This window comes from Echinicola pacifica DSM 19836 (assembly GCF_000373245.1).
Lineage (GTDB): Bacteria > Bacteroidota > Bacteroidia > Cytophagales > Cyclobacteriaceae > Echinicola > Echinicola pacifica.
Genome location: NZ_KB890739.1, coordinates 84286 through 97771, shown reverse-complemented (window position 1 = coordinate 97771; position 13486 = coordinate 84286). Strand labels below are relative to the sequence as shown.

Below are 13486 nucleotides of genomic sequence, written 5' to 3'. Positions count from 1 at the left end.
GTCAATTGCATTTAATTTGTTTGTCCACTTTTCTTTTCACTTCCTTCTCCAGCTCCACCGCCTTTGGGAAGAGCAGCTCATTTTCTATATGAGCATGAATAATCAGCTCCCTCTCGAAATTCTGAAGTTCATGATAGAGGACCTTGATGGCCATGGGAGCATTGCTATCCAGGTGATATTCCTGTGTAAGCTTCCGTATGCCCTCCATTTCGTCATCATGAGCGTCATGCTCCTCGGCCATTGCTGCGATGGATGGGCGGGCCAATAGCTTTACAGCCTCTTCCAGCCGTACCTCATTGCGCTCTATGGCTTGTAGTTTTTTGATTCTTTTGAATACTGAATTTTCTTCCTCATGGATATGGTGAATAAAATCATCCACAAACAGAGGAAACATCAACCTCAAATCCGCGATCAAACCTGCATATTCTGCTGGCAGATCCACCCCACTGATGATATTGGACATAAATGGCAGCTCATGACGGAGGAAGAAATGGTGCTTTTTTTTCAGGTATTCCACCAACACCTCTATGGGCCGCAGATAGAGCTCCTCTTTACTCGGATCTTTTTTCCATGCCCAAGCCTCCAGCTCACTGATCAACTGCTTAGGGTTGACGCGAAATTTTCCACATACCTCTTCCAGTGACTGCTGCTCATATTCGTAAAAACTAATCCCGAAATAGTGCAGCACACCCGCAAAAACATAGTTTTCTTGAACTAAGTCTTGGATCGAACGCTTATATATATGCGAATCTTTTGGCATGTAAGGACAAAAGTAAAATTTTTTCATGTAAAAACACTTGGAATAAATTACCTAAATTGATTTTAATGCGTTTATTAAAACGAAATAGTGTAAAAAGCTGTTAAATTGTATATTTGAATTTTAGCAGGAAAGCTAAACCTTTTCGAACAACCAAAAAACGAGGATAACGTGATCGAAGAAAACAACACGAACCTACCTAAAGAGGAAACAAAAAATAATACTAAGTCTCAAATACGGCTCCCTATTATTTTGGCATTAGCGATTTCCGCTGGCATCTGGATTGGAGCTACCTTTGCTGAGCCCAAAACTGATCAAAACGATCTCAAGGCCGCATTATACAAGCTCCAGGAAATCATCACCTATATCGACAGGGACTATGTGGATACGGTAAATACCAGCCAGCTGGTGGAGCATGGGATAGAGAAGATGCTCGAGGAGCTCGATCCACACTCCAGCTATATCCCCGCAGAGGATGCTGAGCTTGCTCAGAGTCAGCTAGACGGTGAATTTGACGGAATCGGTGTAGAGTTTGGCATCCTGAGAGATACCATTTATGTGGTGGCTCCACTTACTGGTGGCCCATCGGAGAAACTCGGTATTCAGTCGGGTGACCAGATCATCAAGGTGGATGGCGAAACCGTCGCGGGTACAGGAGTGACCAATAGGGATGTATTTACCTTGCTCCGTGGCCCTAAAGGCTCGGTGGTCAATGTGGCCATTAAACGAAAAAACCATAAGGAGTTGATGGACTATGCCATCACCCGTGACAAGATCCCTCAGTACAGCATCAATGCTTCCTATATGGTCAATGAAAATACTGGTTATGTAAAAATCACCAGGTTTGCCGCTACCACTTACGAGGAATTTAAGAAATCACTGGAAGACCTTAAAGCGCAGGGTATGACCAAGCTTCTGCTCGATCTGCAAGGAAACCCAGGTGGATATATGGGGGCTGCTATTAATATTGCTGACGAGATCCTCGCTGACAATGCCGTGATTGTTTCTCAAAAAGGAAAAGTGAAACGATACAATCAAAAGGCATTTGCCATGCGTCCGGGAGAATTTGAAAATGGCTCAGTGGTGGTACTGATCAACGAAGGAAGTGCCTCAGCCTCAGAAATCGTGGCTGGAGCCTTGCAGGACAATGATCGCGCACTGATCGTGGGTAGAAGATCTTTTGGTAAAGGCTTGGTGCAAATGCCGATCGACCTCTCCGATGGATCAGAACTTCGATTGACCATCGCTCGCTATTATACCCCTTCCGGAAGATCTATCCAGAAGCCTTATGGAGACAATTCTAAGGATTATAATATGGATTGGTTCAATAGACTTGAGCATGGAGAGTTCTTCAGTGCTGACAGCATTCACTTTAACGACAGTCTGAAATATGAAACGGTAAAAGGAAGAACGGTCTATGGAGGCGGAGGAATCATGCCTGATTATTTCGTACCAATGGACACCTCCATGACCAGTGGCTATGTAAACAGGCTGTTTGGCACAGATTCACATCGTGAATTTATCCTTGATTACCTGGAAGACAATAAGAAGAAGTTTGACAATATGACTTTTGAGGAATATTATAATGACTTCGACATCTCAGATAAGATGCTGCAACAGGTAATTGCAATAGGAGAGAAAAACAAGGTCACCTTCAACAAGGCGGATTATGATAAGTCAAAAAATTACCTTAAGATCCTCTTGAAAGCCCATATGGGCCGAAATATTTATGATGATAATGCCTTCTATAAGGTCATCAATGATATCAATGAAATCTATCTTCAGGGATTGAAACTCTTCGAAGAGGCCGAAAGCCTTGCTTTTACCCAAGAAAAAGAAGCTGAATAAACATCGGCGGGCCTCGGCCCGCCTTTTTTCAGTTATACTCCATTCCCATCAGCCCTATTCTATTTAACAAACTCAAAATCATGAAAAACCTATTTTCTATTTTAACCTTATTTATCTTAGTCAGTATCAGCATGAACACTTACAGTCAGACAAAAATCAACCATATCGCTGTATATGTAGAAAACCTCAAAGCTAGTGATCAATTCTATGGGGAGTTTTTGGGTCTAGAGCAAATAGAAGAGCCCTTCAAAGACGGTCGCCACACCTGGTATAATGTAGGCGGGGGGCAATTGCACCTGATCGAGGGAACTGAGGCGTGGGAAACTCCCACTATCAGCAAAATCAATCACCTATGCTTCAGCATGGCTGACCTCGATGGATTTATCCAAAAACTTGATGATAATGACATCAGCTATGAAGACTGGCCAGGAGAAAAAGGCAAGATCAATATGCGTCCTGATGGCATCCGCCAGATCTATATCCAGGATCCTAATGGCTATTGGGTAGAGGTTAATGACGAGCATTAATCATCATCACTTCTGCTACGCAGAGCAATAATATTATATCAAAAGTCTTTTCAGAATTCATCTGGAAAGACTTTTTTTTGGACTAGGTGAAATTCCTATAAGGCTTCTCTCTTTTTCGGGAGAGAAAATATAATTAAGCCCCGCATATATGGCGCAAAATGAAGGTCAAAAGACGCTTATTGACTTTAATTGAGGCCAAAATGGATTTGAAATAAGGTGATTATTCCTTAATATTGGTAATAGTAAGGATTATTCGCTTGGTATTAGGGCAAACAATGAGGGCACCATGCTTTTTATTGCCCCAGCCCTCCCCAAAATAACAGCATATAATACAGGACGCTGGAGGATTTCATTTTTCTCAGTACTGCATTATGGTTTTTCTTTAGATTCCAACGATTTTGGCAAATAATAAAAATAATGGTTAGTTTTACACGCCCCTTTTTTGCCAAGAGAGGCGGGGATCGAGTGAAATGGATCCTAAATCGACTTGACCTTAACGAAAACTAATGATCAAATATTCCAATCAAACCCGCATCCTCACCGCCATAGATTGTATCATTTTTGGCTTTGATGGCTCGGATTACAAACTGCTATTGATCCAAAGAGGCTTTGCCCCCGAAAAGGAGAAATGGAGCTTAATGGGAGGCTTCTTACAGCCTTCCGAGTCCCTGGATGAGGCCGCGGACCGGGTGCTGAAGAAACTGACGGGCTTAGAGAATGTCTATATGGAGCAAATGCATACCTTCAGCAAGCCTGATCGTGATCCTGTCGAAAGGACCATTGCCGTGGCTTATGTCGCGCTTATAGATATTCAGAAATACAAAAAGCAGATCAGTAATGACTTTCATGCCCATTGGTTCCCGATGAATGAGCTTCCCAACCTGATATTTGATCATGAAGAAATGGTGAATATGGCCAAGTCCCGTCTTCGCTATAAAGCCGCATTGCACCCTATTCTCTTCGAACTTCTTCCTGCCAAATTTACCCTGCCCCATTTGCAAGCCATGTACGAAAGCTTGTATGAAACCAATATCGATAAGCGGAATTTTACCCGGAAAGTCCTCTCCACCAATATGCTAGTGAAAGAGAAGGAAAAAGACAAAACCAGTTCTAAAAAAGGAGCTTTTTATTATAGTATCGATAAAACCCAGTATAAAGACCAATTCCAGACCGTTCTAAATTTCATTCCTCGGAATGAAATGCCGAATGCTAATGAGTAATTTTTTGCTCATTATTTTTTTTTCTGATTTTTTAGGTGTAAATATGACACTTAAATAAGTTTTTAACCCGTCTGCGCTATTAGCAGATACTAATAAACCCTTAATATTCTATTATGAACGCAGGATTTTCGACATTAGATTATGTCATTTTTGTAGTTTATGCTCTGGCGATTGTGTCGGTTGGGCTGTGGGTGTCGCGCACCAAGAAAGGAGTGCAGAAGACTGCTCAGGAATACTTCCTAGCAGACAAATCCCTAACCTGGTGGGCAGTGGGAGCCTCTTTGATTGCGGCAAACATCTCCGCAGAGCATTTTATTGGCACCTCAGGATCGGGTTTTGCCATCGGCCTGGGCATCTCTGCTTATGAGTGGATCGCTGCCATCGCCTTGATTGTGGTCGCCAAATACTTCCTCCCTATATTCCTAAAGCATGGCGTCTATACCATGCCCCAGTTCTTAAGTGAGCGATTTAATAAAGGAGTAAGCACCGCTTTTGCCGTATTTTGGCTCCTGGTATATGTCTTTGTAAACCTTACTTCGGTAAGTTATTTGGGAGCCTTAGCCCTGGACAAAATCATGGGCCTCCCCCTCCAATATGGCATTATAGGCTTATTGGTATTTTCGGGAATCTACTCCATCTATGGAGGTCTGGAAGCGGTGGCATGGACGGATGTGGTACAAGTGGTCATATTAGTGGCTGGTGGCCTGATCACCACCTACCTAGCCTTGGATGCTGTAGGTATGGGAGAGGGCGTTTTTGCCGGGATGAGCAATTTATATAATGACGCCAAAGACCACTTCGTGATGATCCTTCCCCAAGGCCATCTCATGGTCCCCGATGGTTCGGGAGGCACCCGTGACGCCTTCCAGGATCTGCCCGGACTCGCGGTGGTGTTGGGAGGAATGTGGCTTACCAACCTAGGCTACTGGGGTTTTAACCAATATATAATTCAAAAAGGCCTCGCTGCCAAAAGTATTGAAGAGGCCAAGAAAGGACTTTTATTTGCAGGCTATCTAAAGCTACTCATGCCCATCATTGTGGTGATTCCAGGCATTGCTGCTTATGTGTTGATCAATGATTATAGCCCTGAGCAGCTGTCTCAGCTATTAAATATGCCGATAGAGCAGATCGGAAGTATTCAGAAATCAGATGAAGCGTATCCTTGGTTACTTAGAAATTTCATCCCTAATGGCATTAGAGGATTGGCTTTTGCGGCTCTGGCTGCGGCCATCGTCTCCTCACTGGCCTCGATGATCAATAGTACCTCCACCATCTTCACGATGGACATCTATAAGGTGTATTTCAATCCCGAGGCCAATAATATGCAATTGGTACGTACAGGGCGAATAGTGGCTATCGTAGCCTTGCTGATCGCGATGATCGTCGCACCCCAATTGGCCACTCTGGATCAGGTATTCCAATATATCCAGGAATATACTGGCTATATCTATCCCGGTGTCGTGGTGGTCTTTGGTATGGGACTGATATGGAGACAGGCCACCGCCAATGCCGCTTTATGGACCGCTATTGCCACCATTCCCGCAGGGATCATCTTCAAGGTATTTTATCCAGAGATGCCATTCCTGCTGCGCATGGGCTATGTATTTATCATCCTGTGCTTCATCGCCTCATTGATTAGTTTTGGGGAGAAAAAGAAATACCTCAATCCGGACTATGTCTCCACCAAAGAGGCTACCAAATCGGTGATCTTTAGTTATTTCTTTATTATCCTGGGACTGATTTGCGCGGGAATAGGCTTTGCATTATTTAACCATTATGCCTATTTAGGGATAGAATCTATCTTGATGCTTGCTACACTATTCACGATGCTCGGGCTGATCCTTTATACCAATGTAAAAATGGAGCATGCTGATCCAAAATCTTTTGACACGGACCCGGCCATCTTTCAGACCACCACCGCCTTCAATGTGGGAGCGGCTGGAATAGTGCTCATTGTGGGCTCATTATATTTCATCTTTTGGATGTAATCCAATTCTGTATCATCAGAACTAGGTAATAATTCCAAGTCAATAAATCGAAAAGAACAATAAACACTTATAACACTTAACCATGAAGAATTTAAAAGAAAATGAAGTTTGGTTTCTTACGGGCAGCCAAAACTTATACGGGGAGGAAGCGCTCAAGCAGGTAGCCAAACATGCAGAAATCATCGCCAACTTCCTCAATAAATCTTCAAAAATAGCGGTGAAGACCGTTTTTAGACCTATAGTAACCAGTACGGAGGAAATCACACAGGCCATTCAGGAAGCCAATAATGCGGCCAATTGCATAGGTATAATCACCTGGATGCATACGTTCTCACCAGCCAAAATGTGGATCAATGGATTGAAAACCTTGCAAAAGCCAATGCTTCATCTCCATACCCAATACAATCAGGATATCCCTTGGAATTCCATTGACATGGATTTCATGAATCTAAACCAAAGTGCTCATGGAGATCGGGAGTTTGGATTTATCGCCTCGCGAATGAAAGTAAATCGAAAAGTGGTCGTAGGTCATTGGGAAGATGAGGAAGTACATCAGCGAATCGACGGCTGGGCACGTGCTGCCAGCGGATGGCACGACTGGCAGGGAGCAAAATTCGCCCGATTCGGAGACAATATGCGCTATGTAGCTGTGACTGACGGGGATAAGGTGGAAGCCGAACTTAAATTTGGCTTTTCTGTCAATACCTATGCGGTCGGTGATCTGGTGGAGCGTATCGAGGCCGTAAGCGATGCTCAGCTAATGTCCCTCATCGAAGAGTATGAAGCTTGCTATACTCTTACAGATAGCTTACTGGCGAATGGCAATAAAAGACAATCCCTGCTGGATGCTGCCAAAATTGAATTGGGCATGCGTGCCTTTTTGGAAGAAGGAGGGTTTAAAGGCTTTTCCAATACCTTTGAGGATCTCCATGGAATGAAGCAACTGCCAGGAATCGCCACCCAAAGGCTCATGGCAGACGGCTATGGATATGCTGGTGAGGGCGATTGGAAAACTGCCGCTTTGGTGCGGGCTATGAAAGTCATGGGCAGTGGGCTGGAAGGCGGCAATGCCTTTATGGAAGACTATACCTACCACTTTGACCCTAAAAACAGCCTGGTACTGGGCTCTCATATGCTCGAAGTAGACCCCACACTGAGCTCTGGCAAAATCTCCTGCGAGGTGCATCCACTCGGTATTGGAGGAAAAGACGACCCTGTGAGACTCGTCTTCAATGGTGCAGGTGGCAATGGCCTCAATGCTTCCATCGTGGACATGGGCAATCGATTTAGATTGATCGTCAATGAAGTGGAAGCGGTCGCTCCTATCAAAGACCTGCCGAAACTCCCCGTGGCACGCGTCATGTGGAAACCAATGCCAGATATGAAAACCGGCTGCGCCGCCTGGATTTTAGCCGGAGGCGCTCATCATACCTGCTTCAGCCAAAACCTAAATAGCGAACACCTAAATGATTTTGCCACAATGGCCGGAATCGAAAGTGTCACAATTGACAAGGAAACCAACCTGAGAACACTCCAAAATGAATTGAAATGGTCTGATGCCTATTATCAGTTTAATAATAAATAATGATCTTGGTTTAAGCAAATCATTATACACCAATAGATAAAGGAAATACCCACTTAAAATACCTATACTGGTTTTACCTAAATACAGACAAAGCCCTCTGAAACATCTTCAGAGGGCTTTGTCTGTATATTATATTTGGCTTATAGGATCACTTGCGCCTAATTGATAGTAGTATTATCCTATGAGAAGAACCTTCGGGATAATTAAGGACCATTTAATCCTTACCTAAAACTCTTCGGGATCGGATATATTTACCCTTTGGGCATTGACAGTCGGCGGTGATGTATTTCGCGCCCCTCTTCGTACCCGCAAAAAGTGAGTTCCAGGCTGAGGCCAAATTTATCAACCCTTCATTTCCATCTTTGTCATCTTTGGAATAAGTATCACTTTTAGAAATAACAGTTATCTGTGAGCAAACACTATTAGTTTTCGTTTCCAACATAGATAGCGTCAAGGTGGCCTCATCCCCTACCGGCGAATGCCCTTTAGGGTGTGGAGAGTATTTATCCTCTACACTCTGAAACGAATAATTTTCCCGATCGATAAATCGTGAAAGACCAGCTGTGACTATATATTTTATCCCCAGCTTTTCATACACACTTTTTATCTCCTCTTCCGTTTTTACCTGCTTGATATTATTACTGAGGAGCTCATACTCTAGTTCGTACCACCTGAATACATTCGTAAAGCCTTCCTTGATCAAAATATCAGCAAAAGCATCATTCAATTGATCATTCTCCCCAAAATCAAACTGCTTGAAATTAATATCCAACACAATGGTATCCTGAGGAGTCAAACATACCGTACAATACTGGTCTTTCACGATTTTTGAACTTGTACAGGAAAATCCCCCCAATACTAGCAATGCAAATAAAATTAGCCCATTAATTTTCCCCATCCTTTTCTTTATTTTAGTTAATAAAATACCTATCTAAATTCTCACACATCATTACTTCCCCTGTAGAAAATCTATTCCACTTGATTTCCTGCTATTCAAATATCTCACTTCCTTATTATTACCTTTTCATTGCCGCTGCTATCACCTACTTCCATCCGGCTAATTAATTTACAATCACCCTATTTAAATGATATAAAAGGATTCATTAATAAAAACAATCAAGTCAAAATTGGTTTAAAAAAATAATATCAGCCTTACCCACAAGGCTCAGAATTCTCTCAAAAAGGCCAAAACTTCGCAAAAATTCACCTTTGAATAGAAAAAGCTAGCATCTATCACCTAAATACTCCTCTTTAAATCTTTACTTATCACAGGTGAAAATTAACTAAACGAACTAATTTAATTAGTAGATCAGTTTTAAAGTTAATAAAAAATATATCATAAGCAAATTTCAATTTACAGCCTACCAAACCTCATCAAAAAGCAGCCACTCTAATTCGATATCCCATTCAACATCACTTGGTTTCCGGCTGCATCCTCGCCACTCAACTGAGGCTATAAAGAGATAAAGTCTCCTCTTTTAATGAGAATATAAAATTATAGTAACACAAAGCCCTCTGAAATATCTTCCAGAGGGCTTTGTTGTAAAAAAATACGCTTATTCAGGCTACTAATTAAATATACTGATTGAGAATATTTTCATACATCTCTTGTTTGCCACTGGCAAAAGTAGGCTCGCCCACTTTCACGGCATGGTCACGGAGATCTTCCAGGCTTAGTTTACCAGTCTCGAAGTCTTGTCCTGCCCCTTCATCGAAGGAGGCATAGCGGGCTTTTCTCCAGGCCTTATAATCTGACTTTTCGAGGATATCATTGGCAATCAGAAGGGCACGGGCAAAAGCGTCCATACTTCCCACATGAGCATGGAAAAGATCCTCCAGATCCGTAGAGTTTCTTCTCAGCTTCGCATCGAAGTTTACACCTCCACCTTGGAGTCCACCTGCTTCCAGTATGACCAGGAGCGATTCGGTAAGTTCCTGCAAGTTCAGTGCAAACTGATCGGTATCCCAGCCGTTTTGATAATCACCGCGGTTGGCATCAATGCTCCCAAGCATTCCGGCATCTGCGGCCACCTGAAGTTCATGCTGGAAGGTATGGCCCGCCAAAGTCGCATGATTTACTTCGATATTCAATTTAAAATCCTTATCCAGACCGTGATGTCTCAGGAAGCCAGCCACAGTGGCGGCGTCATAATCGTATTGGTGCTTGGTCGGCTCCATAGGCTTAGGTTCGATGAGGAAATTCCCCTTAAAACCTTGCTTACGAGCATAGTCCCTTGCCATAGTAAGAAATTGGGCGAGATGCTCCGTTTCTCTCTTCATATCGGTATTCAATAAGGACATATATCCTTCACGGCCACCCCAGAACACGTAGTTTTCACCCCCTAAGGCGATCGTCGCATCGATAGAGTTTTTGACCTGAGTCGCAGCCCAAGAGACCACATTGAAGTCCGGGTTAGTGGAGGCACCATTCATATAGCGAGGGTTGCTAAACACATTGGCCGTTCCCCATAGCAATTTAATACCTGTTTCTTCCTGCTTCTGCTTGGCATAGGCAGTGATGGCTTTCATTCTACTTTCGTATTCCTCTATGGTCGCTCCCTCATCGATCAGGTCGATATCGTGGAAGCAATAGTAGGGAGCGCCTATCTTGCTGATAAATTCAAAGGCGGCATCCATCTTATCCTTGGCACGCTGAAGGGCATCTGAGGACTGATCCCAGGCATACTTTCTCGTCCCTGGACCAAAAGGATCATCTCCTGTTGCATTAAACGAATGCCAATAAGCAATCGCAAACTTAAAATGCTCCTTCATGGACTTACCAGCCACGACTTTGGTTTCATCATAAAATCTGAAGGCCAAAGGATTCTTGGATTCTCTGCCCTCAAACTTGATTTTTTCTATTTCTGGAAAATAGGTAGTTGACATGCTTGTATTGATTTTAGGTTATTTATATAATTTTTCTTGATTACTATTCTTTATTATTGCGGCTTGGCTAAGCCGCCAAAGCCCAAGAAAGAAAGGTGTATTTTACCTTAGTCTTCTTTGCGGATAAGCTGGTTCAGATTTTCCTCCCAGCGCTGATACACTTCTTTATACTGACTTACCAGCTCAGGTTTTGGCTCAAAAGCGCCCACTTGCTCCAGGCCTGTGAATGCTTCCTGAAAGTTGGCATATATCCCTGCACCTACCCCAGCACCTCTCGCAGCTCCTTGGGATCCATCAGTATCATAAAACTCCAGGTTTACCTCATTCATATTCACAAAAGCCTCTCTAAATAATGGGCTGAGAAACATATTGGCGCGACCGGCTTTTACGGTATTCAAGTTTAGCCCCATGTTTTTCATGATATTAAAGCCATAGGTAAGGGCGCTCACTATCCCCTCCTGACCCGCACGAAGCAGGTGCCGCTTATCATGCTGGAGTAGGTTCAGGCCATTCAGATGAGCCCCCACCGGGCGGTTTTCCATTATCCGCTCTACGCCATTGCCGAAGGGCACAAAACTTAATCCTTCTGCCCCAACGGGAACCTCCGCGGCGAGTTGATTCATTTGCTCATAGCTCATCTCTCCACCCAGCGACTTCTTCAGCCAGCTATTGAGTATGCCTGTACCATTGATGCAGAGCAGTACGCCATAGTGAGGACTGGAGCTTTGGTGATTGACATGCAGGAAGGTATTCACACGGGATTGCTGATCGTATAGTGGCTCATTGCTGACCCCGTACACAGTTCCGGAAGTCCCTGCAGTCGTGGCTAGCTCACCGCTGTGAAGGACATTAAGGGAGAAGGCATTGTTTGGCTGATCCCCTGCTCTATAGGTCACAGGAATTCCTTCGTCCAAACCCAGCTCTTTTGCGGTTTTGCTGGACACCCGTCCGCCTTCTGCGAAGGAAGGTAGTGGCTGCGCCAAAATTGATTTATCTATACCATAATGATCGAGTAGCTTTTGGCTAAGTGCATTATTCTTAAAGTCCCAAAAAACGCCTTCTGACAAGCCTGACTCGGAGGTGAAGATCTCTCCCGTGAGCTTCATGGCAATAAAATCACCTGGCAACATCGCCTTATGGATCCTCTCATATACGGAGGGCTCATTTTCCTTGACCCACTTCAGTTTAGAAGCAGTGAAATTCCCGGGAGAATTGAGTAAATGAGGTAAGCAATACTCTGCACCTAATGTCCCAAAAGCCTCATTTCCTATACTTACGGCCCGGCTATCACACCAGATGATAGAAGGTCTCAGCACCTCCTGTTCCTTATCCACCAGCACCAGCCCATGCATTTGGTAAGAAATACCAATAGCCTGAATCTCGCCAGCTTTGACGGAGGCTTGCTGCAATAGGTTCTTGGTGGCTAAGGTGATATACCGCCACCACATCATCGGGTCTTGCTCGGCCCAATTACTCTGGGGAGCATCGATCGGCATCTCTTCCTTGGGCTGGCCCTCAGAAGCAAGCACCTTGCCCGAATCTGCATCCAGCAGCGTGGCTTTCACGGATGAACTCCCAATATCATATCCTAATAAAATCTTTCGCATAGTGTATTTTGGGTTTTTTGACTAATTCTAATTTCCCTCTGACCATCGAAGGGTTTTCAAAACTCCATTAGCAAATTTCGATTAAAAATAAGGCCATCACATACACTATTCGATTAAATAATAATACTGATTGATCAATATTATAATCAAACAGTATTATATTCAAAGCCTAATCCACGAGCAAGCCAGGCCTTCCGTCTATATCTCACTAAATAATCCCGATTTATGAAACCCTTAGTTCAGAAACTGCCTCGTAAGGAATTTAAGTCTTTTGTATCCCTAGAACTCAGCACCCCGCTGTTCGAAACCCCCTGGCACCGACATATAGAAAGTGAAATCCTGTACATCCACAAAGGCTTTGGGACGGCCATTATTGGGGATTATGTGGGGGAGTTTACCAGCGGCGACCTCTTCTATATAGGCTCCAACGTCCCTCATTGGTTTAAGAAATCCACTGATGACCTATTCTGCACGGTAAAAGTCATCCAGTTTGACCCTACGATCTTTGGGCGATCCTTTATTAGTCTGCCTGAGATGGCACGCATCCGGCAGTTGGTGGAGCTCAAGCAAGGTATGCGCATCCATTATTCCTCCCTAAGCAGCCTGCTGCCGAGAGTGCTCTCTCTGGAGTCCATGGAGGGCTTTGGGCATATCAATGGGCTGCTAAATATCCTGGATGAAATCAGCGCAAACACGGAGAATGAACTGATCACCAACGAACCCATAGATTCCTTTGACTCCAAGGGGATCATCGATGAGGTATTGGAATATATCTTTAGTCATTTCAATAAAAACATCCAGCTAGAAGAGCTGGCGGCGATTGCTAAGATGAGCAGCTCCAATTTCAGGAGGTTCTTTAAGCTGAACACCAAGAAGAGCTTTTCGGGCTTTATAAAGGAAATCAGAATTGCCCATGCCTGCAAATTATTGAAAGATCGGAATGTCTTCGTTTCACAAATATTCCACGAATGTGGTTACCGTAACATCAGCAATTTCAACCGGCAATTTAAGGAGGTAAAAGGCATCACCCCCAGCCAATACCGGGAGCAAATCTGGAAGCCCTGAAGC

Annotated in this window: 10 protein-coding genes; 6 read left to right on the top strand and 4 right to left on the bottom strand. The window is 43.8% G+C overall.

Annotation, left to right across the window (positions count from 1 at the left end; translation table 11 throughout):
- Position 1 precedes the first annotated feature (1 nt).
- Positions 2-760 carry a hemerythrin domain-containing protein gene (locus B050_RS0104995; RefSeq protein WP_026235646.1) on the bottom strand — a complete coding sequence of 253 codons (759 nt, stop codon included), beginning with the start codon at positions 758-760 and terminating at the stop codon, positions 2-4.
- 168 nt (positions 761-928) lie between these two features.
- Between B050_RS0104995 and B050_RS0104990 the strand changes: the two genes are divergently transcribed.
- The 5 genes from B050_RS0104990 (at position 929) to araA (ending at position 7925) form a co-directional block, all read left to right on the top strand.
- On the top strand, positions 929-2605 hold the full coding sequence (locus tag B050_RS0104990; RefSeq protein ID WP_018472790.1) for a S41 family peptidase: 1677 nt from the start codon (positions 929-931) through the stop codon (positions 2603-2605).
- Positions 2606-2685: 80 nt separating this feature from the next.
- Positions 2686-3132 (top strand): VOC family protein, encoded by a 447-nt coding sequence (locus tag B050_RS0104985; RefSeq protein ID WP_018472789.1) that lies wholly within the window; start codon positions 2686-2688, stop codon positions 3130-3132.
- A 506-nt stretch (positions 3133-3638) separates the two neighbouring features.
- The gene (locus tag B050_RS0104980) at positions 3639-4352 is read left to right on the top strand and encodes an NUDIX hydrolase (RefSeq protein ID WP_018472788.1); all 714 of its coding nucleotides are present in this window, start codon (positions 3639-3641) and stop codon (positions 4350-4352) included.
- A gap of 113 nt (positions 4353-4465) precedes the next feature.
- A complete protein-coding gene (locus tag B050_RS0104975) occupies positions 4466-6340 on the top strand; it encodes a sodium/sugar symporter (RefSeq protein WP_018472787.1) in 1875 nt (624 codons plus the stop codon).
- 82 nt (positions 6341-6422) lie between these two features.
- Entirely contained in the window at positions 6423-7925 is a 1503-nt protein-coding gene (gene araA, locus B050_RS0104970; RefSeq protein WP_018472786.1) for an L-arabinose isomerase, read from the top strand.
- Positions 7926-8139: 214 nt separating this feature from the next.
- On the opposite strand, the gene B050_RS0104965 is transcribed toward araA, so the two are convergent.
- The 3 genes from B050_RS0104965 to B050_RS0104955 all read right to left on the bottom strand — a co-directional run bounded on the left by B050_RS0104965 (position 8140) and on the right by B050_RS0104955 (position 12418).
- Positions 8140-8748 (bottom strand): hypothetical protein, encoded by a 609-nt coding sequence (locus B050_RS0104965; RefSeq protein WP_157492580.1) that lies wholly within the window; start codon positions 8746-8748, stop codon positions 8140-8142.
- A 749-nt stretch (positions 8749-9497) separates the two neighbouring features.
- A complete protein-coding gene (gene xylA, locus B050_RS0104960) occupies positions 9498-10811 on the bottom strand; it encodes a xylose isomerase (protein ID WP_018472784.1) in 1314 nt (437 codons plus the stop codon).
- Between the two features lie 107 nt (positions 10812-10918).
- Positions 10919-12418 (bottom strand): xylulokinase, encoded by a 1500-nt coding sequence (locus tag B050_RS0104955; protein ID WP_018472783.1) that lies wholly within the window; start codon positions 12416-12418, stop codon positions 10919-10921.
- Positions 12419-12643: 225 nt separating this feature from the next.
- Here B050_RS0104955 and B050_RS0104950 point away from each other — a divergent pair, with 225 nt between their 5' ends.
- On the top strand, positions 12644-13483 hold the full coding sequence (locus B050_RS0104950) for an AraC family transcriptional regulator (protein ID WP_018472782.1): 840 nt from the start codon (positions 12644-12646) through the stop codon (positions 13481-13483).
- The last annotated feature ends 3 nt before the right edge of the window (positions 13484-13486 follow it).

What these genes read in the sequence shown, in the direction of transcription:
- xylA (WP_018472784.1), bottom strand. Translation starts at nt 10,811, where the DNA reads ATGTCAACTACCTATTTTCCAGAAATAGAAAAAATCAAGTTTGAGGGC.
- B050_RS0104955 (WP_018472783.1), bottom strand. Translation starts at nt 12,418, where the DNA reads ATGCGAAAGATTTTATTAGGATATGATATTGGGAGTTCATCCGTGAAA.
- B050_RS0104980 (WP_018472788.1), top strand. Translation starts at nt 3,639, where the DNA reads ATGATCAAATATTCCAATCAAACCCGCATCCTCACCGCCATAGATTGT.
- araA (WP_018472786.1), top strand. Translation starts at nt 6,423, where the DNA reads ATGAAGAATTTAAAAGAAAATGAAGTTTGGTTTCTTACGGGCAGCCAA.
- B050_RS0104985 (WP_018472789.1), top strand. Translation starts at nt 2,686, where the DNA reads ATGAAAAACCTATTTTCTATTTTAACCTTATTTATCTTAGTCAGTATC.
- B050_RS0104950 (WP_018472782.1), top strand. Translation starts at nt 12,644, where the DNA reads ATGAAACCCTTAGTTCAGAAACTGCCTCGTAAGGAATTTAAGTCTTTT.
- B050_RS0104975 (WP_018472787.1), top strand. Translation starts at nt 4,466, where the DNA reads ATGAACGCAGGATTTTCGACATTAGATTATGTCATTTTTGTAGTTTAT.
- B050_RS0104995 (WP_026235646.1), bottom strand. Translation starts at nt 760, where the DNA reads ATGCCAAAAGATTCGCATATATATAAGCGTTCGATCCAAGACTTAGTT.